At 38.6% G+C, this 21,585-nt stretch carries 20 protein-coding genes and 1 pseudogene; 10 read left to right on the top strand and 11 right to left on the bottom strand.

Going from position 1 to position 21,585, the window contains the following annotated elements:
- The first annotated feature begins 24 nt into the window (after positions 1 to 24).
- Entirely contained in the window at positions 25 to 1,884 is a 1,860-nt protein-coding gene (gene hscA / locus ACSHXM_RS05320; protein ID WP_435687698.1) for a Fe-S protein assembly chaperone HscA, read from the top strand.
- A gap of 34 nt (positions 1,885 to 1,918) precedes the next feature.
- Complete coding sequence (gene fdx, locus ACSHXM_RS05315) at positions 1,919 to 2,257, top strand: ISC system 2Fe-2S type ferredoxin (protein ID WP_435687697.1); 339 nt, start codon at positions 1,919 to 1,921, stop codon at positions 2,255 to 2,257.
- A gap of 91 nt (positions 2,258 to 2,348) precedes the next feature.
- On the opposite strand, the gene ACSHXM_RS05310 is transcribed toward fdx (ACSHXM_RS05315), so the two are convergent.
- Positions 2,349 to 5,492, bottom strand: coding sequence for a G8 domain-containing protein (locus ACSHXM_RS05310; protein WP_435687696.1), 3,144 nt, complete (start codon positions 5,490 to 5,492; stop codon positions 2,349 to 2,351).
- Positions 5,493 to 5,864: 372 nt separating this feature from the next.
- On the opposite strand from ACSHXM_RS05310, the pseudogene ACSHXM_RS05305 reads away from it, so the two are divergent.
- Positions 5,865 to 5,996: pseudogene (locus ACSHXM_RS05305) on the top strand (ISC system 2Fe-2S type ferredoxin); the annotation flags it as partial.
- Between the two features lie 90 nt (positions 5,997 to 6,086).
- Here ACSHXM_RS05305 and ACSHXM_RS05300 read toward each other — a convergent pair.
- From ACSHXM_RS05300 to ACSHXM_RS05275, 6 genes are all read right to left on the bottom strand, one after another.
- Positions 6,087 to 7,187 (bottom strand): OprO/OprP family phosphate-selective porin, encoded by a 1,101-nt coding sequence (locus tag ACSHXM_RS05300; RefSeq protein ID WP_435687695.1) that lies wholly within the window; start codon positions 7,185 to 7,187, stop codon positions 6,087 to 6,089.
- A gap of 3 nt (positions 7,188 to 7,190) precedes the next feature.
- Positions 7,191 to 7,844, bottom strand: coding sequence for a DUF4956 domain-containing protein (locus ACSHXM_RS05295; RefSeq protein WP_435687694.1), 654 nt, complete (start codon positions 7,842 to 7,844; stop codon positions 7,191 to 7,193).
- Between the two features lie 8 nt (positions 7,845 to 7,852).
- Entirely contained in the window at positions 7,853 to 8,641 is a 789-nt protein-coding gene (locus ACSHXM_RS05290) for a polyphosphate polymerase domain-containing protein (protein WP_435687693.1), read from the bottom strand.
- Positions 8,629 to 10,530 carry a CotH kinase family protein gene (locus tag ACSHXM_RS05285; RefSeq protein WP_435687692.1) on the bottom strand — a complete coding sequence of 634 codons (1,902 nt, stop codon included), beginning with the start codon at positions 10,528 to 10,530 and terminating at the stop codon, positions 8,629 to 8,631. Before ACSHXM_RS05285 ends, ACSHXM_RS05290 begins: the two co-directional genes overlap by 13 nt.
- A gap of 262 nt (positions 10,531 to 10,792) precedes the next feature.
- Entirely contained in the window at positions 10,793 to 11,479 is a 687-nt protein-coding gene (locus ACSHXM_RS05280; RefSeq protein ID WP_435687691.1) for a response regulator transcription factor, read from the bottom strand.
- A 3-nt stretch (positions 11,480 to 11,482) separates the two neighbouring features.
- The gene (locus ACSHXM_RS05275; protein ID WP_435687690.1) at positions 11,483 to 12,874 is read right to left on the bottom strand and encodes an ATP-binding protein; all 1,392 of its coding nucleotides are present in this window, start codon (positions 12,872 to 12,874) and stop codon (positions 11,483 to 11,485) included.
- 240 nt (positions 12,875 to 13,114) lie between these two features.
- On the opposite strand from ACSHXM_RS05275, the gene fdx (ACSHXM_RS05270) reads away from it, so the two are divergent.
- From fdx (ACSHXM_RS05270) to ACSHXM_RS05240, 7 genes are all read left to right on the top strand, one after another.
- Positions 13,115 to 13,444 carry an ISC system 2Fe-2S type ferredoxin gene (gene fdx, locus ACSHXM_RS05270; RefSeq protein WP_435687689.1) on the top strand — a complete coding sequence of 110 codons (330 nt, stop codon included), beginning with the start codon at positions 13,115 to 13,117 and terminating at the stop codon, positions 13,442 to 13,444.
- Between the two features lie 130 nt (positions 13,445 to 13,574).
- Positions 13,575 to 14,417 carry an AraC family transcriptional regulator gene (locus ACSHXM_RS05265; RefSeq protein ID WP_435687688.1) on the top strand — a complete coding sequence of 281 codons (843 nt, stop codon included), beginning with the start codon at positions 13,575 to 13,577 and terminating at the stop codon, positions 14,415 to 14,417.
- Between the two features lie 46 nt (positions 14,418 to 14,463).
- Positions 14,464 to 15,192: an AzlC family ABC transporter permease gene (locus tag ACSHXM_RS05260; RefSeq protein WP_435687687.1), complete on the top strand. Its 729-nt coding sequence runs from the start codon at positions 14,464 to 14,466 to the stop codon at positions 15,190 to 15,192.
- Positions 15,185 to 15,502 carry an AzlD domain-containing protein gene (locus ACSHXM_RS05255; RefSeq protein WP_435687686.1) on the top strand — a complete coding sequence of 106 codons (318 nt, stop codon included), beginning with the start codon at positions 15,185 to 15,187 and terminating at the stop codon, positions 15,500 to 15,502. Before ACSHXM_RS05260 ends, ACSHXM_RS05255 begins: the two co-directional genes overlap by 8 nt.
- A gap of 214 nt (positions 15,503 to 15,716) precedes the next feature.
- A complete protein-coding gene (locus ACSHXM_RS05250) occupies positions 15,717 to 16,898 on the top strand; it encodes a GGDEF domain-containing protein (RefSeq protein WP_435687685.1) in 1,182 nt (393 codons plus the stop codon).
- Positions 16,899 to 17,020: 122 nt separating this feature from the next.
- Positions 17,021 to 18,148 (top strand): sensor histidine kinase, encoded by a 1,128-nt coding sequence (locus ACSHXM_RS05245; protein WP_435687684.1) that lies wholly within the window; start codon positions 17,021 to 17,023, stop codon positions 18,146 to 18,148.
- Positions 18,138 to 18,971 (top strand): LytR/AlgR family response regulator transcription factor, encoded by an 834-nt coding sequence (locus tag ACSHXM_RS05240; protein WP_435687683.1) that lies wholly within the window; start codon positions 18,138 to 18,140, stop codon positions 18,969 to 18,971. The genes ACSHXM_RS05245 and ACSHXM_RS05240 overlap by 11 nt, the downstream gene beginning before the upstream one ends.
- A gap of 492 nt (positions 18,972 to 19,463) precedes the next feature.
- Here the strand turns inward: ACSHXM_RS05240 and ACSHXM_RS05235 are convergent, their stop codons facing one another.
- The 4 genes from ACSHXM_RS05235 to ACSHXM_RS05220 form a co-directional block, all read right to left on the bottom strand.
- Positions 19,464 to 20,150: a hypothetical protein gene (locus tag ACSHXM_RS05235; RefSeq protein ID WP_435687682.1), complete on the bottom strand. Its 687-nt coding sequence runs from the start codon at positions 20,148 to 20,150 to the stop codon at positions 19,464 to 19,466.
- Between the two features lie 17 nt (positions 20,151 to 20,167).
- Positions 20,168 to 20,701 carry a hypothetical protein gene (locus ACSHXM_RS05230; RefSeq protein ID WP_435687681.1) on the bottom strand — a complete coding sequence of 178 codons (534 nt, stop codon included), beginning with the start codon at positions 20,699 to 20,701 and terminating at the stop codon, positions 20,168 to 20,170.
- Between the two features lie 110 nt (positions 20,702 to 20,811).
- Complete coding sequence (locus ACSHXM_RS05225) at positions 20,812 to 21,072, bottom strand: hypothetical protein (protein ID WP_435687680.1); 261 nt, start codon at positions 21,070 to 21,072, stop codon at positions 20,812 to 20,814.
- 105 nt (positions 21,073 to 21,177) lie between these two features.
- Positions 21,178 to 21,525 carry a hypothetical protein gene (locus ACSHXM_RS05220; RefSeq protein WP_435687679.1) on the bottom strand — a complete coding sequence of 116 codons (348 nt, stop codon included), beginning with the start codon at positions 21,523 to 21,525 and terminating at the stop codon, positions 21,178 to 21,180.
- Positions 21,526 to 21,585: the final 60 nt, after the last annotated feature.

Raw genomic sequence — 21,585 nt, 5'->3', positions numbered from 1 at the left:
CAATTCACCAAGAACGAATTATATATGGCATTATTGCAAATCTCTGAACCTGGCCAAAGTGCCGTACCTCATCAACGTAAACTCGCTGTAGGGATTGATTTAGGCACAACTAATTCTTTAGTTGCATCGGTTCGTAGTGGAGAAGCAGCCACTTTACCTGATGAAAGTGGGCAACATATTTTGCCTTCTGTTGTGCATTACTTGGCAGACGGAGTGATAGTCGGTAACGAGGCAAAAACTCAAGCCAGTCAAGATCCGGTTAATACGGTTAGCTCAGTTAAGCGTTTTTTAGGACGCTCTGTAGCCGATATAAACCAGCATTACCCAAATTTACCTTATCAGTTTACTGATTCATCATCTCCTACCTTGAAAGTAGTGAGTGGCGAAGTCAATCCAGTGCAAGTCTCTGCAGAAATATTAAGAGTATTAAAACTAAGAGCTGAAACAACGCTAGGTGATGAACTTAAAGGTGCTGTTGTTACCGTTCCAGCCTATTTTGACGACAGCCAAAGGCAAGGGACAAAAGACGCGGCTACCTTAGCTGGGTTGAACGTTTTACGTCTATTAAATGAACCTACGGCAGCAGCTATTGCATATGGTTTAGATACTGGACAAGAAGGTATTATCGCGGTTTATGATTTAGGAGGCGGTACCTTTGATATTTCAATTTTACGTCTATCTAAAGGTGTATTTGAAGTGTTAGCCACGGGTGGTGATTCTGCCTTAGGTGGAGATGATTTTGATTCCGTATTGGTTGAGTTTATTCGCGAACAAACTGGTTTAATTGGTGAGCTTTCAAAAAACTTACACCGAACTCTATTAGATTTGGCTAAAGAAGCCAAAGAAACCCTAAGTCACGAGTCTGTCGCCACTGTGCTATTCGAAGACGACAATAATCAAACACACCAAGTGTTAGTGACGGTTAATCACTTTGAAAGCCTAATAGCTTCTTTGGTTAAACAAACCTTAAGAGCCTGTCGAAGAGCCTTAAAAGATGCCGAGTTAGTTAAAGATGAAATTTTAGAAGTGGTCATGGTTGGCGGTTCAACTCGTGTTCCATATGTGTGTCAGCAGGTTGGAGAGTTTTTTGAAACCACACCGCTTACCTCAATCGATCCAGACAAGGTAGTCGCTATTGGAGCGGCTATCCAAGCAGACATTTTGGCAGGTAATAAACCCGATAGTGACATGTTACTACTAGATGTTTTGCCTTTGTCTTTGGGCATTGAAACAATGGGTGGCTTAACCGAAAAGGTTATTCACCGTAATACCACTATTCCAATTGCTAAAGCCCAAGAATTTACAACCTTTAAAGATGGTCAAACGGCTATGATGGTGCATGTAGTCCAAGGAGAAAGGGAGTTAGTTCAAGATTGCCGTTCATTGGCTAAGTTCACTTTAAAAGGCATTCCTCCCATGGCTGCAGGTGCTGCACATATTCGAGTGACGTTTCAAGTTGATGCAGATGGTCTACTTAATGTTAGTGCCATGGAAAAATCTACCGGTGTGAAGGCTCAGATTCAAGTGAAGCCATCCTATGGTTTAGAAGATCATGAAATAGCTGAAATGTTAAAGTCTTCGATGCAAAATGCTGAACAAGATATGCAAGCTCGTATGTTAAAAGAGCAACAGGTTGAAGCTGCAAGAGTGCAAGAAACACTGCAAGCCGCTTTAAATGCAGACGGCGCATTATTAAACGAACAAGAAAAACAAGTGATAACAGAGGGTTTAACCGAATTAGAAACTCTCGCTAAAGGTTCAGACAAAGAAGCCATTAAAACGGGAATAGAAAAAGTTGATAAATTGAGCCAAGTATTTGCTGAACGTCGAATGGATCAATCCATCAAAAAAGCATTTTCTGGTCACTCTGTCGATCAAATATAACTGAATCAAATTATTTATTATTAGGAATACAGATATGCCACAAATCATTATTTTACCTCACGAAGAATTGTGCCCAGACGGAGCCGTTCTAGAAGGCGAAAAAGGGACGTCAGTACTCGACGTAGCATTAAAAAATGGTATTGGTATTGAGCATGCCTGTGAAAAAGTGTGTGCCTGCACTACTTGTCACGTCATCATTCGCGAAGGGATGGACTCATTACCAGAAGGTGATGAATTAGAAGAAGACATGTTAGACAAAGCTTGGGGTTTAGAGCCTGATTCAAGACTAGGTTGCCAAGCCATTATTCAAGACGAAGACTTGGTTGTAGAAATTCCTAAATATACAGTCAATATGGTTAGCGAAGGGCACTAGTTCGTTCTGTATAGATTATAAAAGTGAAATGAAGTTTTGGAAAACCACTCGACCTTAATAATTAATACCAATCGAGTGGTTTTAAGAATGATTAACGCCAACTAAAGCTAACCCTATCCCATTCAACGTCAACGCTGAAGAACTTGACGTATATATGACCTTCTGCAGTTGTCCAAGACGTTTGGTTAGCATTTCTCAATGTGTCCAAATCATCAACAAACGTGCGATTACTTATCGTAAAGTCATCGGCCATTTTAGTAAAACGAACGACTGTTGAGCCATCACGAGGACCATTGACTGCAAAATACAGAATATCGAAGCCATCTGAAGCTGAGTTATTACCATCTGGCAGTTCCACTTGGTAATCACCATCATTTAGCTTCATCAAAGTATTTGTACCAGCAAACTGTCCTGTACCTGGTGTACCTTGTGCTTGATCACCATCAGGTGAGGTTAATTTAAACGTTGGGTTTTGTGGAGCTCTAAGCCTAAAAGTGGCGTACAAATCATCTGATATTCTGGCGTTTGTGTAAGTTGCTGGTTTGAAGTCATCATCATCATAAAAGAAAGGATGATCAGCAATAACGGTGACACCTGCGCTGCCACCTACAGCGGAAGTTAAGGTGCCGTCTTCATCAAATATTACTGATGGCATTGTTTTTCCTATCGCAGAATAATTTGAAAACCGTCCGTCGTTATCCGAGAACGCCATACTTGTTGAGGTGCCATCATCTTCAAAAGTAGTATTTCGAAAGACAAAATGTGTATGTCGAATAGCAATAGAAGTAGTGCGCATAATAGATGCGTTCTCAGCAGTGAAGCCGGCAAAATGAGTACCGTCTAAAGTATTAGCGCCGTCGTAAAAAGTATGACCGGTGACTATTTGATTTAAATCACTATTACCGCGGCTATGACCAACATACAAAGAGTCTGTAATGCGCTGGGTAAAAGTAATAAAAGTACTGGTAAAATTATCTGCTAAAAACATTTTTTCAAAATTACCAGTACGACCGCGATGATATATGCCTGTTGTATGTTTGTAGGCAGTGTAATGATAAACTTGTGGTTCAACACTGGGCCGATATGCATCACCATCAAATCTAGCTTTCAGCGTTGCCCCTACAGCTACTTCTAAATCACTACCACGATCAAAGTTTAACCCTATCGGGGATGAGTGTGATGCGTTGTACTCAAATTGACCCAAGTTAACTCTATCTGGCTGAACATTGTTATATTGCGGATCATCAGCAGAGGCGCCTACTGCTCGTTCGGGAAACAAGAACCAGAATCCCGTTCCTTCGGAACCAGCGGAGACATTACCAATCCAAGTATTATCTGGGTTGGTCATCCAATAGCCTGCTGAATTTAAGAACCTAGTAGGGTTTTGACCAGCATGATCGTGAGTATCAACAAGAAAAGGATCATTAATTTCCTCTTCTGTATCGCCACCTACCTTGTGTATTGCAAAAGTGATATTTGATAAGAAAGTATTACCCGTTTCAACCGCATCTTCCATAAAAAAGCCGTGGCCGTGAATATCATGCAAAACTACATCTTGAATCAATAAATTATGAGTGCCGTGTATGGTAACTCCACGGTTATTCGAATTTGTTATGGCCACGCCACGTAATATATCGCCTTGACGATCTCCTGCTAAGTGCCAATGTATCGGATAGCGACCTAAACGGCCGGTTTGACCCATGCCATTTAGCTGCACACTATCAATAGTCATTTGGCCTGCAGTGTCCATGATCATGATATGGCCGCCAACGCCTTGACTTGAACCTGACTCAAAATTCAGGCGATCTCCCAAATTCACATCCGTGTCTTGTGAAGCTAACCCTTGAATCTTAACGTTGCGGTTTAATAGTGCGACTTCAGAGCGCATTTCCATTACACGAGTGTTATCGTCTTCGCCATAAGTTTCGGTTTCACCATAATGGCGAAACGTTAACGCTTCATTTAATTCAATTTCGCTGCGGCCATCTCCGAGATCAGTAATCGCTTTTATTGTACGTATATCTTGTTCTAAATAATCGTATGAAGAACTCGCAATAACAATTGTGTCACCAACTTCCCAATCAATTGTTCCATCTGACGAAACAGATGTTTCGTCGTCGAAATTGCGTTCGATGATATTCTCAACAAAAATAGAACTCGCACCAATTTCTTCAGTTTCGGATAAGCGTGTAAAGCTGAGCTTTTTATCGCCATAAAATTGTAAACGACCACCTCCCGCAGCCATAATAAAACCATTATTATTTCTAATATCCATACTTCCCATTGCGGTCTCAATGGTCCAATCTGCGAGAGGATCTGTACCTGTAAGTGTTAAGGTAAACTTCGCTTGATCAAAAGGGTCTACTTCGCTGCCAATGGCAAAAACACCATTTGAGTTAACATGAACCCAATCCGTTTCTAACTCAATATCAACATTATTTTGTTGGTTAACATTGAGCTGTCCTTGTACAACAATGCCATTGGCTTGCAGATTCATGCCGTCAAGGCTGACAGTAACATCTTGAGGAATAACAGCGCGTTTTGTTGCATCGGGTATACCGTTATCCCAAGTTGATTCTTGTGACCATCCACCATTACTAGTCGCTGTTGTCTTTAAAATTATGGGATCTATAGGGTTGTGTTCGAATATCACATTGTCAGCATTCCATTGCCAAGCACTGTTGCCACGGCTTTGAATTCGTACATCGTGAGTACCAGCAGTTTCAATTTGAAATTTTCCTATTTTGAAATCAACAAAAACTCCCCAATTACTACCTGTTGCTGTTTGCGCTATTTCTCCTTCGGCAACTTCAACACCATTAATAAAAAGTACTACCTTGGTATCTCCATTTATCGGCGTTGCGGCGTATATTGTTGCTCGCCATGTACCAGGCGCATTAAATTCTACGCGGTAGTCGCCCCAATCGCCGCTAGTATTCCAACTGATCGTGTCGCCGTTACTAAAGAAACCATCATTACTGTCACCTGCAAAGGCTTCTAGATCGCGACTGGAATCAATAAAGCCTTCCATTTCCATCACGATATCTTCAACAGGTTCGGGATCTGGCGTTGGCTCAGGTTCAGGAGTTGGTTCTGGTTCAGGAGTTGGCGTCGGTTCTGGAATAGGAGGTGGACTTTCTTCTCCAACTTTCACGTTAGGCTCACTGCTAGAACCTCCGCATCCAACTAGCGCCATTGATAGTGCTAATAAAAAAACCTTAAATGTTATTTTCATTTTAATCTCAGTACATCGTTATATTTAATTAACATAATATTATGTTTAATTAACATCACATCATTAAATGTTAACATCTAACTTTAATGCAGAAATAGAAACTAGATAAAAAATAACCAGTAAAAGAAATTAAATAAAAAATAACAAGAACCACAGCGTTTTTTTAATAAATAAAATCTATTTACGATGGCGAAACTTATTTCTTCGATAAGCATTATTCTTATGAGGATTTTTGTTTGGCTGTAGCGAGAAGTAGGCCAATAAGCTGGCATACACACTATGGTTTACATTGCGTTTGGTGAGCGAATAATAATGGCCAGAGCCGTTTTAAACACAATCTTAAAAAACTATATTGATAAACAACACACCTTCGAAAAGGTATTAGACAAAGCTTGGGGGTTAGGGCCTGACTTACGCCCTAGCTGCCAAGCCATTATTCTAGACGAAGACTTGGTTGTAGAAATACCAAAATACACAGTGAGTATGGTGTCTGAAGGGCACTAATTCTTTGTAACTTTATGATTTTAAAGAAAGGGTAATAACAGCAATGTTATTACCTTTTTTCATGGTCAATAAGTCTAAATAACTGAGTGTTTAAAATAGGTATTGAGCCCTTAATGAAATCGCATTGCCATCTTGATTTTCGGTGGAAAGTGTTTCGGAGTAGGTATACCCAAGCATTAACTTTAGATTTTTACCTTTATAGAAGTTTAGACCGAGTAGGGCGTTTTGTATTTCTTGGCCGATATCACTTTCAGTGGTATCTAGATAACTCAGCCTTCCCACCAGTTCAAATATATTTGTGTTTTTAGCAAGCTTAGGGCTAGCAAGCTTGTTTTTCTTTACCTTGTACATCTCGCCGCCAAACAAGAATCCAGCCTGTAGGTAACCGCCTTGGTGTGTCACTGACTCGTATGGTTGTTGCGCTGTCTCAGCTAAGCTTAATTTTTGTAAAAACCACTCGCTAGCAAGTTTAACTGGCCCAGATGCCCACTGTGCTTCAATACCCATTAAGTCGAGCGTATCTATCTCATACTTTTTAGTATTCAGCACATTTTCGCTGGTATATATTTCTGCATTCGATTTTATATCACCTCGATAACCATCGAGGTTTCTATGGGAAATTGAACCACCAATATGCAGGATGTTGTCAGTTAGATTGAATATCTCAAAGGTTGTGCGGCCCGTTACCGCAAAAGAGTCGGCGTCATAACTATCGTTGTTATATGCGCCTAGCCACCAATTGAGTTTGTTACCGGTGTTATTAAGGCTGAATCCAGTATTCCTTCCTGGAGAAAAAGCTTGGGTGGCCATCGAACGTTCAATTGTCGATAGCTTTTTTGAACCAGTGGAATATTCTAGGCCAAAGGGCTCTTTGTGTTTTCCTAAAGTTAAATGCGCCCCGTCCCAACCTTGATAACGTATATAATAATCATCAAATTCGACTTCTTTGTTTTCGATGTCCCAATCAATCTTGGTTTTTACTAACCAAGACTGGTTACTCCATTTGATACTGGTTTGAAATCGTCTTACTTCACTATTAAATTCGTCGATGTTGTACCAGTCTTTTAAGTAATCACCATCAATCATGAGTCGGTGATCAACCTGCCAATTTAAGTCGCTATCTTTGCTCGTTGCAAAGTGCGAATTGCAAAGTGCGACTAGCGCGCTAGCGAATACAATATAACGGCTCATCAGTTAACTCCCGCCGTTTTCTTGTTTGACTAATCCATTATAAGTAGGAGGTAAATTATCTTGGTTTTGAGTTTGTTGAATGACATTTTGGGTACGATAATAAACGGTTAATTCTGCGACATCTTTTAATAGATCGACATTGCCTATTTTGACTGAAACCACATCTAAACCAATGCGTTCCTGTAAATCAGCTAATAATTTGTGATGATTTTCAGGCCGAATATTTTCGATGTTTTCATAGTTCACACTTTTTTCGTATAGATGTGCTGCTAATAACTTAGTTTCTGCAATGGCTGCAATAAAACATAATATGCTATTTACCATAATAAGATGCATGATTGGTAATTTACTAACGGCAGCCATTAAAGACATGACTATAACCAAGAACAGATAAGTCATGTCTTTGATATTAAGTGATTCGGTGCGGTAACGTAACATGGAAAACACGGCAAATAAGCCAAACGCAAATCCCATAGACATGTCGACATTGTGTAAAAAGAAGGTGACCAAAAATACACCAGAGCCAAACATCAGTAGGCCAAACAATGTTTCTCTGTTACCTGAGTATCGAAAATATATACCTCGTACTAAAATTAAAATAAATAGTATATTGGTTAAAAATAATTGCATAAAAGGTAAATCAATAGTTGAAGTCATAATTTCACTCACATATTTTCTATTTTTTTTAGCTGTATAAAGCTTTTTTTGAACCGGTTGGTTCTTAACCTGTTCGCTGAAGTTAATGTCATGCCCATACAATACTTGCTAAATGATTGGGGTCTAATTGACATTGCTCTCATCGCTTTATACAACGGAGATTGCCGATTATGTCGTTGCTGTTTTAGCTCAACGATCACGGCGTTTTTTAATTGGGCATAGCGCCAAGTTTGTACATCTAAAAATTGCAATTGACTGTCAATCGTTAGTCTTTCACCAAGCTTTTCGTTGGCTAGGCTAAGACGGTGGTATTCGCCACTTTGCACAATCTTTAACGAACTAGGTGCAATAACATTTTTATCCTTTAAGAATTGCTCAGATTGATTTAGAGCTATACGTGGATCTTCACATGCTGCAACTCTGGATTTTATCGTACGGCCTTTATTGTTTTTGAATTTCAATTCAACAAAGGCGCTGCCTGTATCTACATAATTTCTGTGGCGTACTTTAATCCGGTTGAGTTTTCCTTTGTGATGCATATTAAAAAAAGACAAATCGTCGGTGTCGTAGTAACAGCTTTGATAACGAAAATGGTTAATGCCGTTAATCTCAAGTAATGAATAGTGCTGTTTGCAGTGTTTTAACACTTCAGTTAATTGGTGTTGTTCGATTAAGAACTTGCTGTCGACGCGATTCATTAATGATGAATTGTCTAGATCTTCTAGTCCATGACGAGGAAACGTCGATAATATCCCATCGACATTTCCCTCAACGGATGTGTTCGTTATGAACTGCATCCGCCATTGCCTCCTGTACTTGTGCTGGGAATAGTACCGCTTAATTGCTCAGAAACACTGTTTATACGCGCAGAAAGAAACTCTCTAATCCCTGCTATGGTGCCACTTTGTCCCATTCCACCACCGGGTATCATTCCGCCACCACCAGGTATCATTCCACCGCCACCAGGTATCATTCCACCACCACCAGGTATCATTCCGCCGCCACCAGGTATCATTCCGCCACCACCTGGTATCATGCCACCTCCTCCAGCAAGATTTGAGGTGCTGTCTACCGATACATCTAGTGAAGTTCTCCATGTTTCTTCATCAAAAAACTTAGTTGGATCAGCCGCAACAAAAGGTGCTATTAGGGTGGCAATGTTATCTATTTTAGTTGACATCGCTCCATATTCGGCTGTTGTGGTTACCAATTCATTTAAGTACTTATGGAAAGTTTGTTTGTATTCATCTATAGCTAATATTTTGTCCACTAACGGGCGAGCTTCTATTGAGGTAGTTACCGGTTCGTCAATTAAAAAGTCACTCATGTTTTCAAGGTTACACCCTCCCGAAAATCCCCCCATAGACATGTTGTAGTCCCAGGGGAGCATTGTGATTTGGTCGCCTTGTTCATTGATATCTTGATACAGATAAAAATTGTGGGCAAATATCCCTTGATAACTGTCTAAATTTACTAAGAAGGTATTAACTGCTAAGTACCTAAGCCATAGGTCTACATTTAAATTGTTTGCCGGTTCATTGGAGTTTGATAAGGCATCTACAAAGTTAATCAGTGCTTGTTTGTCACTGGTTTCTTCATTGGCTTTTAATTCAAGGCTATTATAACTTTGCGCTGTATAGTCAACGAAAGTTAAATCAGATCCGATATCCGCTTTATATAGGTCGCCTTCATCATTATCAAAATGACGTTCAATAAACTCTGAGTCTATCGCTTCGACAACGTTGTACAGTCCCATGTGCTCACCACCAATGTATAAATCGACATAGGCAATTCTTGGTGTAGGCACCTGCATATCATCCATCATTTGGTATGATAGATATTCACGCATCATGCTTGGGTCTGAATAATTGTTATTAAAACTTAGCTTTTTAAGACCTAATAATTTTTGATCATCTTGATAATAATTTATGTCTACTTTAAAGCCATATCGATTGCTATCTGGATCTCTAGCTACAGCGTTTAAAGATGAATTGCCTTTAGTTCTAACTGCAACTTCAGCTAATTCAATACCGTTGTAGATTAATGAGGCTGGTTTGTATTCTTCGGCAAGAGGGTTATCCAGGATATTTTGCCAGTCTTCATCACTTAGGTTAATTTCAACTTTCACTACTTCTTCAGTTAAAAATGCATTAAAAGGAATATTGTCTTGGTTAGGAGTAGGGTAGAGGCGCTGAAGTTCGCCTGCATATTCGCCATAACTACGCCCTTTTTTCACATCACTATCTTGCCAAATAAGGCTATCGATGACTTGTTCACCATAAGTTAATGTAACTGAGTCATCATCACCTAATTTAAAGGGCACGTAATAACTGCCATCGGCAGGTGCATTATCGGTTGCTTGTACAACAAGGTATTCTCCAGGTTGAACGACTATTTCTGGTAGTGCTGCTGGTTCACTTGTACTGTCGGCAACAGTAAATCCAGTTAAATCAACTGCCTGTTCGCCAATCACTTGAATTTCTATCCAGTCGTTACCATCATTTTCATCTTTGGTTAATACTTCGGTGATTTTTAGTTTGCCGGCATAGTTAATACTAGGGTCGACTGGGGCATTGTTTTCGATATTTGTATTGTCACTTTCTGTAGTGCCACTGCTACCACAACCACAGACTAATAAGGCCGTTAATAAGGCTAACGAAATTTTACTTTTTTTTAGTTTATTCATCTTTTCATACCGTTTTGCTTTTAGTGAGGATAAAGTTAGCAAGCAAATATGGTCAGAATATGGAGACAATATGTGATCTTATGTTTGATTTTATATTGTTGTATTTATTAACTATTTTTTTAAAAAACAACAGGGGGAATCTGTTGTTAATGGTTGGGAGCCGAGAACGTACACCATCAAATTTGGTATTGTATCGAGTTAGGGGGTAGCTAGTAATATTATCGAATACTTACTTTCTTAACCTCTGTTTCATGCTACGAGATTATTGCGCTTTTAATGAATAACCAATGCCGTAGATGGAGGCTATAAAATTTTCACCGCCAGAGACTTGTCCTAGCTTTTTTCTAAGGTTTTTAATATGTGAGTCTATCGTTCTTTCGTAAATTTCTAATTCGTGTTGCTTAACGGCTAAAAGTAACTCTTTGCGAGAAAATACTTTTTCTGGATATTGCATTAAGGTTTTCAGAATATTAAATTCGTTGCCTGTTAACTTAATGCTTTGCTGATCAACATCGACAGCATAGGTGTCACAATCTATGGTTAGTGATTGGTAAGTAAGTTGATTTTTGGGGAAAAGTTTAGACTCAGCTCGTCTTAATAGCGCTGCTACTCTGGCCATTAATTCTTTTGGGCTAAATGGTTTACATACATAATCATCGGCACCTTCATTAAAACCAATGAGTTTATCCACTTCTTCAACACGTGCAGTTAACATGATAATTGGTACTTCACTGAAATCTCTGACTTGCTGGCAAATTTCCAATCCACTCATCTCTGGTAACATGATATCGAGAATACAAAGATCTGGTTCGATAGATTTGATTTGCGAAATCGCGTCAAGACCAGAATACAAACACGTGCACTCATAACCTTCTAAGGTTAAATATTTACTAATAACGGTGGCAATACGTTCTTCATCTTCTATCACCAATACATGCTTTTTGTTCATTGGCTAATCTCCTCCACTATTAATAGGAAAGCTGAGTAATACTTTTAAGCCGCCTTTGTCACTGGGAAGAGCCTGAATATCGCCATGATGTGCAACCACTATATTTTTACAAATTGCTAAGCCTAAACCTGCCCCACCACTGGTTCGGTTTCTGTGATTATCAATGCGGTAAAGTCGATCAAATAACTTATCTATATTTTTATTGTCTACACCAGGTCCTGAATCTTCGATGCTTACTATCGCTTTATTGTTTTCTATATAGCAGGCAATCCACACACATCCACTATTTTCGGTATATTTAACACAATTTTCTAGCAAGTTATCAATTACCTGCATCAGACGGCTTGCATCTCCATGTATGGTACAATTCTGTATATTTAAATTGAGTATAATATTGTTTTTAAACAATTTTGCTTTGAATCTATAAGCGGCACAATCACAAACCTGCTTTAAATCTATCTGCTCCAAATCTCGGGCCAATAGAAGATTGTCGGTCACCGATAATTCATGTAAATCATTTATCAGGTGATTTAGTCTTAAAACATCGTTTTTTAATAGAGACAAATTTTTCTCGTTTGCTTCGGTAACGCCGTCAACCATAGCTTCAATTTCTCCTCTTATTACCGTAAGGGGGGTCCTAAGTTCGTGAGCAATGTCTTGCAACCACTGTTTCTGAGTGGTTTCAAAGCTGGAAAGCCTGGTACCAATGTCATTAAAATAGTGGGCTAAATCTGCCAATTCATCGTTTGAACTTATACTGATTTTTGTATCAAATTGACGGTTAGATAAATTAATCGCACCTTGGGTAAGACTTCGAATTGGCCCAGTAAAATGTCGGGCTAAACAAAAACTGACAACGCCCGAAAAAACTATTCCAATTATTGTCAAAGTCATGGTTTGCTTAAAAAGCTGAGATAAAAAAAGGTTGTCCTGTTTCTCCGCCATCTCTGCTTTAGCAAGGCCAAGCCAGCCTACTTCTTTTCCATTAACTTCAATAGGTTGCCAATGAAAGATATCATTGGCACCTTCAGCTTCAATAAGTTTATTTTTGTTGCTATCAAATAAGCTGATACGAGAAGAAATAAACGTTTTCTGAAGCATACGTAGTGGAGGAAGTGGACCATTATTTTGTGGGGGCGGCATAGGCATACCATTAGGCTTTTCAGCCATTGCACCAAACCTTGTATCAAAGGGACCTTTATTTTTCCTATTGATGGGCGGTTGTAACGAACCCTTGTTAATAGCTTGGAGAACAAACAATCGCCACCGAGTGGAATCAGCGGTAAATTCCTGCCAACTGTTATTTTTTATATAGAACTTACTTAATACTTGCGCCAAATCAGTGACCAAATAGGTCTCATGTTTTTCCACTGAGTTAATCAGGTATTGACTCATTTTTTTAAAATTTAAATAATTAAATGAAGATATAACTAAGGCTAATAGAAGGATAATGGAAATATTAGCGAGGAAAATTTTTTGCTGCAGCTTTAGTTTCATTGTAATGCTATATCTATGGACGTATTCGACATTGTTAGCTTGTTCACATTTTAACTTTAATTCAAGTCTGAAAGGTAATCTCCACAAAGTTACCATATTTTGGATATAACAATATGGCTGCAATTGTAAATTTAAAACTTGGCGGGTCATATTTTACCTCACGAAGAATTGTGCCCAGACGGAGCCGTGTTGGAAGGCGAAAAAGGCACGTCAGTACTCGACATAGCATTAAAAAATGGTGTTGAGCATGCCTGTGAAAATGTGTGTGCCTGCACTACTTGTCACGTCATCATTCGCGAAGGGATGGACTCATTACCAGAAGGTGATGAATTAGAAGAAGACATGTTAGTCAAAGCCTGGGGTTTAGAGCCTGATTCAAGACTAGGTTGCCAAGCCATTATTCAAGACGAAGACTTGGTTATTGAAATACCAAAATACACAGTGAATATGGGGTCTGAAGGGCACTAATCCTTTTTAACTTTTTTATTTGCAGCTAAAAATGGCACTATCTAATGTACTATTCGTTTTTTAATTTTTAGAAAGTAACAGCAATTTTGTACAATATTTATTGTATTAAACACGGTATTTATTATTGAGTATGACGATAAATATTAAAGAACAAGCGAACTTTTCAATAGCCAATGCCTTTGATGGTATTGAGATTGTTAGTGCTGATTATAAAAAACAAACGTTTTCCAAACATGTTCACGAAGGTTACACAATCGGCGTAATTGATAAAGGAGCACAACGTTTTTATCGCAGTGGGGGAGTTCATATTGCGGATAAAAACGCTATTATTTTAGTTAATGCTGACGATGTGCACACGGGCGAATCTGCTACTGCGGGTGGTTGGATTTATCGTGCTATGTATCCTGTACAAAGCGACTTTGAACGTGTGTCTGATGATCTTTATGGCAGAGGAAAATTCGCACCTTATTTTAATTCGGCAGTAGTAAATGATCTTCAATTAGCCGAACAGCTGAGATTACTTTTCTATCAAGTTGATAATAATGCTTCCAGACTATTAACCGAAACTATTATGTACAGTATTTTGATGAGATTGACTCTAGGGCACTCAACATTACGCCATGTGCCGAAAGATATTTCAGGTAGTAAGAGTAAACTTATCTTAGTAAAGGAATACATAGATAGTTATCCTGCAGAAGATATTTCTTTAAGCAAATTAGCCCAAATTGCTGGGTTGAGCCAATACCATTTTATCCGTCAATTTAAAAACTTATTTGATTTGGCTCCTCATAGTTATCAAATACAGGTAAGGTTGAAAAAAGCTAAGTCGTTACTAAAGCTAGGTGTCAAACCTGTAATGGTTGCTACCGATTGCGGTTTTCATGATCAAAGTCACTTTAATAGACACTTTAAAAAAGCCTTAGGCACCACGCCTAGTAAGTTTCAAAAACAAGCAGTTTTATACAAGAATTAATAAATAGTTTAATTTAATCTCCTGCATTTCTTAAAGGAGTTCATTTATGTCAACCAAAACTAGTCATAATGAAGAGGGCATTCCACCTGATGGAAAGCTTATTTTTCAAGCTGTAATAGACATATTGCCTCTATCAATGGCGACCATACCTTGGGGAATACTATGTGGCTCATTAGCGATTAATGTGGGGTTATCGCCCATCCAAGCTCAGCTTATGTCATTGTTAGTTTTTGCTGGCGCAGCTCAGCTTGTTGCTATTAACATTATTGGGGTTATAGGTTCCACAGCTTCTATTTTTTCATCGACATTTGTTATCAGTTCGAGGCATTTACTTTATTCGGCCGTTTTTCGGGAGCAAGTAAGAGATGCCTCGTTAGGCTTGCGTTGTTGTATAGCATTTTTTCTTACAGATGAAATGTTCGCCGTGACTTGTTCTTTCATGGAAAGATATAAAGTATTTAGTGCCGTTTATGCACTCTCTTCTGGTATTACATTTTATGTGATTTGGAACTTGGCCACATTTACGGGAATTGTTGCGGCTCAATATATTCCAAACTTAGAGCACTTAGGTTTTGAATTTGCTATTGCAGCTACATTTATTGCGATAGTTATTCCAACTATTAAGAATAAGTCCACACTATTGGCGGTTATCACCAGTGGCTTAAGTGTTGTCATTCTCTCGGTGTATGCCAGGGATTATGCCTTAATTGTTTCAACAATTATTGGCATGACCTTTGGCTATTTGTCATCAATTAAGGAGAACAAGCTTGGATAACTTTTGGCTGATTTTGACTGGAATGAGTGCGATAACCTTTTCTTGTCGTTACTTCTTCTTTTCTAAAAAAGTACCTTTTGAGCTAGGGCCTAAATCGAATAGATTACTTAGTTATACGGCTCCGTCTGTTTTAACTGCTATGTGGGCGCCTATCGTGTTCATGGGACACCAAGGTACTCATTACCAATTATTTGAAAGTCCTTTTTTGATAGCTGGATTAGGGACGATTGCGCTGAGTCTAAAAATAAAAAGTGCCTTGGTTATCGTAACTCTTGGAATGGCTGGGTTTGTTATATTAAGGGTGCTCTAACTATCTAGAGTTCGGGTTAACTATTTTAGTTAAAGGTATTTCATGCATAACTTCATAAACTGCTACACCAAGTTTGTAGCGCTAAATGTAGACTAAAGTGTAATGTCTACTAAGCTAAAAAATGTGTTTCACTGAAATTGTTTATTTTTCGTCGGTAAATAAGGATATTAAAAACCGTTTATTAAACTAGGATTATTAACCAAGAGACGTGCACTTGGATCAGATAGAGATTTCTAAACTGGCATATATCAGTACAACTGTGTTGTTGGCTTTTATTTCTGGTGGATTTTTCTTACTTAGCCCTTTAGGTAACTTCCAAGATAAACGCCCTATATTGACTTCTTTTTCACTATTCTTTTTCCTTTCTGGAATGGGCTTCCTACTATTTATTGTCACGTTAGACGAGATCAAACTAATAACGGTTGTTTTGAATCAGGCTTTTTTTATCCTGTCGTTTTGTTTTTTGAAAAAAGCATTAGTCCTCAGGAAAGGCCGCAAGGGTTACCGGATAACTAAAGATATAAAGTCATTAACATACATAGCTGTTGGCCCGTTAATTAATGGTAGTTTATATCTAATCAATCCCGATTCAGTAGGCATTCGAACGGGGGTAAGCATTGGCATTTTAACCTTAATTGTCGCCTCAACGTTTAAATACGTATTTATCAATAAGTCACAGCGAACTTTTGGTGAGAAGGTGATGAAAAATACACTTGTTATGTCACTAATTTTTATGCTGATTTTGATTGTAGTGATTGTGTTAACTCGAGATTTATACATTTACCTTACCGTATTAACCGTTACCTTTACTTTGTTATTAGCGTCTTTGTTAGGTGCCATTCAAACGTTATTACTTGGAGATTTATCAAATTTATATAAACAAGATTCGATCACTGATTATTTAACGGGTTTAAACAACAGAAGGCATTTTATTAGTAGAACAAATGAGTTAATAAAGTTAGCTGAGCGTAAGCCTTTCCCTTGTTGTGTTATTTTGTTGGATATTGATGATTTTAAAAAGGTAAATGATGCATACGGCCATGGTGTTGGTGATGAGGTACTAAAATATGTATCTGAAACGCTACGCTCTAATGTTAGAGAGTCGGATGTGGCGGCTCGCATTGGCGGAGAAGAGTTTTGTGTTACCCTGCCAAATACTGGCGTTGAAGCTGCTAGCGAACTAGCGGAAAGAATACGAACAGAATTAAACAAAAATATAATATGGACTCATCCAAAAGAACTAAAAGTACAGGCCAGTTTTGGTATTAGTGAAATATCGATTGAAGAAGAAGGCTGCGTGGTAACAAATGCTTTAAATCAAGCCGATAAGGCTTTATATCGTTCAAAAGCGCAAGGCAAAAATAGAGTGTCTATTGAAAGATTGTCAATGTCTTAACGATAACAGATAAAACCCTTAAAATACTTACAACTTAATACTGTTTCGCTTTGTCGCAAAATAGTGTTTAACTGCAAAATGTATAATACCTTGTATTGGTTTGAAGTTTGGATGACGCAAAAATGAATACAGAAACAATAGAAGAACAAAGCACCTTAGAAATAGGTACCCAGGCGTTTGCAAAATACAGTTTTCAATTTTGGACATTACAGTTTAGCGGGTGGTTGGGATACACCTTAGTTGTGTTTTTTGCCATTATTCGCCCACAGTTTGAAAGACCTGATTTTAATTTTTCAGGGCAAATGCTGAATCTTTGTATCGAAGTTATTAGTGGCTTTGTATTGAGTTATATTCAGTGGCAAATTATTAAAAAGATTGTTCATTTACCGCTTCGTAAAACCCTATTTTTAAGTTTCCTTAGTGCCAGTTTAATGGGCATTATTCTTAATGTGATTAAGTTGGCATCGTATAAAGTTATCGTATACAACCAAGAATGGTATGCGCAATGGAGCATGTTGGAATTTGGCGGTTGGTTTTTATTTTCCTTGTCAACTATGTTTGTCTGGACTGCTATATTTTTTATTATGTTGTATAACCTTAAGTTGCAAAAAGAGCATGAAATGTTGTTGCGGGCTCAAACATCCGCTAAAGATGCACAATTGCAAATGTTACGTTATCAACTCAACCCGCATTTTATGTTCAATACCATGAACGCCATTTCAACCTTAATATATAAAAAAGATACGGATGTAGCAGGTGAGATGCTAGACCAATTATGCGCATTTTTGAGGTATTCTCTAGATGATAAATCGTCACCTAAAACAACATTACAAAAAGAAATAGAATTGTTAGAGTTGTACTTGTCTATCGAAAAGGTGCGTTTTGGTGACAAATTGTCAGTGAATATGGATATTGCCGACAAGGCAATGTTAGCTGAGGTGCCAACCTTGTTTTTACAACCCATTATTGAAAACGCCATCAAATATGGCATAGAAACCAATAAGGCGGGTGGGCATATAAGTATTTCAGCCAACCCTGTGGGAAGCATGTTAGAAATTATTGTTGTCAATGACGGGCACACTAAAAATAATGTCAAAGAAAAAGGATTTGGTATTGGACTCAAAAATACAGAACAAAGATTAAATACTTTGTTTAACCAAGTTTGTAAAATAGACATGGCGTATATAGATAAAGGCGCTCGGGTACGAATTTTATTTCCCTTGATTCAGGTGGACACTTTTGACGGATAAACGCATTTCGGTAGTAATAGTAGACGACGAACCTTTAGCAATCGAAGGGCTTCGATTACGTTTACAAAATATTCCTGACATCGATATAGTGGGTGAAGCAGAAGATGGTGACCAAGCCATAAAACTGTGCCAATCACTACAACCTGACCTATTATTTTTAGATCTTCAATTACCCGGGTTAAATGGTTTAGAAGTTGTTCAGGTATTGCAAGCTGACGTCATGCCCTTAGTGGTTTTTGTGAGTGCATACAGCGAATATGCGTTAGACGCGTTTGAGTTAAACGCCATAGATTACATTATGAAACCTGCTAATTTAGGTCGTTTGCAAAACACTATGGAGCGTGTAAGGGAGCGCTTAACGCCGCAGCATAGAGACCAAGAAAAATACAGGCTACTTAAAGCTCTAGGCGAATCATCCGGGCTGGCTATTTCAGAATTAGAGGCGTGGCTAACCAAACCACAACAAGCACTACCCAGTAATTTTCGACATGAACTGGTGATTAAAAACTCCGATAATGAAAAAGTCTTTGTGTCAGTTAAAGACATTCATTGGATTGATGCGGCAGGGGATTATATGTGTATTCATACTGACGCAGAAAACTTTATCGTTCGAATTACCATGAAACGTTTAGAACAAGAATTAGACGATAAAATGTTTTGTCGTATTCATAAGTCCACGCTAGTGAATATCAATTCTGTTAAAAGCATTCAATCTTTACGAAATAATGAAAGCTTACTCGACCTAGGAGATGAAATTAAACTTAAAGTTAGTCGTAATTATAATGAAGCTGTCGCTAGGATTGTGGCTTCTAGAAAAGGTTAGTGGGCTTTTTATTTTGCTAGAAGCATGTGCTGCGCCCATTAAAGCATTCGCTTTGCGAACTATGCGCTATGCTTATTTTATTCGCTACGCGAATCGTCATCCATGACGAGTTTTCAAACAGCATCCCTGCGGCTCGATTTACTTTTTCCCAACAGCCGCAAAAAGTAAACAAAAAGGGCCGCGCTCCACAAACTTACGTTATCTAAAAATAAACAGGCTTATTTTTCGAATCGGCAATAAGCCGCTCCCAGCTATAAAAGATTGCCTTGCCCAGATGTCCATATCTGGACATTCGACAAGCCCATTTCTTTTTAGCGTAAGTTTCATTCGCAGGAAAATCAAAAGCTATAGCGACAAAATCAAGATGTATGTGACGGCTTCGAGTGAATTGCAGACCTTGGGGATATTCAGTTTATGATAGAGCTACAGCTCTAAAGTGGCGAAGCCACCGCAAAAAGGAACGTAGTAATGTGGGTCAATTTAATAACCTTGTTAGCTCTCACAGGCCCGCTCCCACTGGTTGAATTTTTTATAGATAAAGTCTTTAACTTCTTTTGCTACTGGTATGTCGTGGTGCTTTACTTTGTAAGTGAAGTATAGATCTTTGTAAATCAGAGCTTGGTCGCAGCTATAATTTTCAGGCTTCTTTCCAGAACAATAACCAAAATACCACTCGCTGGGACGATCCTCAGCTGACCCAAGCGGTACCGAACGGGCCAAGCTCCACCAAGTATCTATAAAGCGCTTATCCCCAATCTCATACAATCCTAATTCCTCATTGTAGATATGATGAGGCTGCTCTTCTGTTGTGCTTAAATTCCAAGCCTCTTCAGCCATACCATCGGGAGTTCCTATTTGTTTTTTTGCCCAGATAATTCCCGTGATGTCATGAGATAAATCCACTTTGTATTGGTTGATATGGCTTTTGGTATAGCCCTGTACTGAATCTAATATCTCTTCGGCAGATAGAATATAGAGTCCACCCGCCGCATCTTCATCGAGATTCTGTGCGAACCATAGAAAAGGGAGGCTTACCGACAACTCATATTCCTTCGGAATACATAGCTTTGTACCTCCGACTTTCACAATACCTTGAGTACGCAGTTTCTCGGACGTACATTTCACGAGAAGTAAAAGCATGGGAACAGATATTATTCCAATTAGTATTTTCTTGATCATTTTAAGAAGCTAACGCCTTAAGCAGCGGCGCCGCTTGCGGCGTCCTGCTGACTTAATTTGTTAGGCTTAATTTCTAATTTTGGAATAGAATCTTCGCCGACTACCACCGAATAGATGAAGCCATTTTGGAATTCTATTTTATCGAGCTTTATATGCTCTTCGGCTGATCCAAGGTAACTATCCCATGTCCCATTATTATCTAGGTCTAGAAGTATGAGCCAGTCATGCACTCCAGGATTGACAGGAATAGAAACCTTTTCAAAACTTTTGACCCCTGACTTTAAGATATATTGACCGTACTCAGAGATATCGTATACCGGCTCATTGTACGACCATCCATCTTTTATCACGGTGGTTATGTTAGAAGTACTGGCCGCAATCCCCCAGCGTACATCTTGAGCATATTCATCCCATTTTTTCATGTCCGTTTTTGCAACGAACTCAATGATGGGGCTCTTTGTGCTTTCTCTTACTCCATGATTTTGGGTTTTTATGTTTGCCCCACACCCGACCAAAAGAGCAACAAAAATTGATATTGAAAAATATTTCATCGATTCCTCGTGGAGTCTAACGCCCGCCTAACACGCAATGTGTTGGCATGGCTTTTTGCGTTGTTTGCCAAAACCATGACAACTTAACATTGTCGGAGTTTAGGCGCTTGTTAGTTGCCGTTGTTACCAAAATACTTTTGATAGATTCCATAGCTACCTTGCCAGAAAGAAAGTGCCGATAACAAAAATAGGAAAACCAACAACAACCAAAACATATTTGGATCGGTTTGCTCTGTTAAAAAGCGATCACGAGCGGGAATATAAATTGTGCCAGTAACAAGAGCAATTATGCCAATAATACTTACCATAATTGAACCAATGAATTTCCACCAAATAGTAAAAGTGGTCTCATTTTCCTTAATTAAAAACACAAAATTCCTTAGGCAACTAACGCTTAAGCTAAGCGGAAAATACGACGCGTTTTGGCCGAAGGCCAGCGAGTAATTTTCCGATTGAGTTTTTTGTTAGCATGTTAGTTACTCCTGTTTTAATTTTGGTAGCCCAAGCTTGGACTCTAAACCTGCAAACTGCACTTTTGTATAAGGGCCGAAAACAAACTCATTGTGTTCAGCGAACTTATGATCGTTAGCTTTATCAATATAAAAGTATGAGCACGTACTTTCTGGACAGGCGTATACGGAAAGATATTTATTGTTTGAAGCAATATATTTAGGCTTATCGACACGTCCGATGTAAGCACCTTCACCTAATGAGTATCCTAAACTTTTAGCACCGTCTATATAGTAAACTTCATACGGTAGTTCTTTCCATGTTGGGGAACAACCGGTGAAGAATAACGACGCTAATACTAAAATTACTCTCAAAACTTTCCCTGCATCCTAACGCCGCATTAAGCGGAAAATTACTGTTGGCTAAAATGTTTG

This window comes from Paraglaciecola sp. (genome assembly GCF_051252315.1).
Lineage (GTDB): Bacteria > Pseudomonadota > Gammaproteobacteria > Enterobacterales > Alteromonadaceae > Paraglaciecola.
Note: the sequence above shows the minus strand (reverse complement) of the source record. Positions and strands in the feature narration are given on the sequence as shown.

Excerpts from the sequence above, each read along its gene's own strand:
- hscA (WP_435687698.1), top strand. The coding sequence starts at position 25 with ATGGCATTATTGCAAATCTCTGAACCTGGCCAAAGTGCCGTACCTCAT.
- fdx (WP_435687697.1), top strand. The coding sequence starts at position 1,919 with ATGCCACAAATCATTATTTTACCTCACGAAGAATTGTGCCCAGACGGA.
- ACSHXM_RS05310 (WP_435687696.1), bottom strand. The coding sequence starts at position 5,492 with ATGAAAATAACATTTAAGGTTTTTTTATTAGCACTATCAATGGCGCTA.
- ACSHXM_RS05300 (WP_435687695.1), bottom strand. The coding sequence starts at position 7,187 with ATGAGCCGTTATATTGTATTCGCTAGCGCGCTAGTCGCACTTTGCAAT.
- ACSHXM_RS05295 (WP_435687694.1), bottom strand. The coding sequence starts at position 7,844 with ATGACTTCAACTATTGATTTACCTTTTATGCAATTATTTTTAACCAAT.
- ACSHXM_RS05290 (WP_435687693.1), bottom strand. The coding sequence starts at position 8,641 with ATGCAGTTCATAACGAACACATCCGTTGAGGGAAATGTCGATGGGATA.
- ACSHXM_RS05285 (WP_435687692.1), bottom strand. The coding sequence starts at position 10,530 with ATGAATAAACTAAAAAAAAGTAAAATTTCGTTAGCCTTATTAACGGCC.
- ACSHXM_RS05280 (WP_435687691.1), bottom strand. The coding sequence starts at position 11,479 with ATGAACAAAAAGCATGTATTGGTGATAGAAGATGAAGAACGTATTGCC.
- ACSHXM_RS05275 (WP_435687690.1), bottom strand. The coding sequence starts at position 12,874 with ATGAGTCAATACCTGATTAACTCAGTGGAAAAACATGAGACCTATTTG.
- ACSHXM_RS05265 (WP_435687688.1), top strand. The coding sequence starts at position 13,575 with ATGACGATAAATATTAAAGAACAAGCGAACTTTTCAATAGCCAATGCC.
- ACSHXM_RS05260 (WP_435687687.1), top strand. The coding sequence starts at position 14,464 with ATGTCAACCAAAACTAGTCATAATGAAGAGGGCATTCCACCTGATGGA.
- ACSHXM_RS05245 (WP_435687684.1), top strand. The coding sequence starts at position 17,021 with ATGAATACAGAAACAATAGAAGAACAAAGCACCTTAGAAATAGGTACC.
- ACSHXM_RS05235 (WP_435687682.1), bottom strand. The coding sequence starts at position 20,150 with ATGATCAAGAAAATACTAATTGGAATAATATCTGTTCCCATGCTTTTA.
- ACSHXM_RS05230 (WP_435687681.1), bottom strand. The coding sequence starts at position 20,701 with ATGAAATATTTTTCAATATCAATTTTTGTTGCTCTTTTGGTCGGGTGT.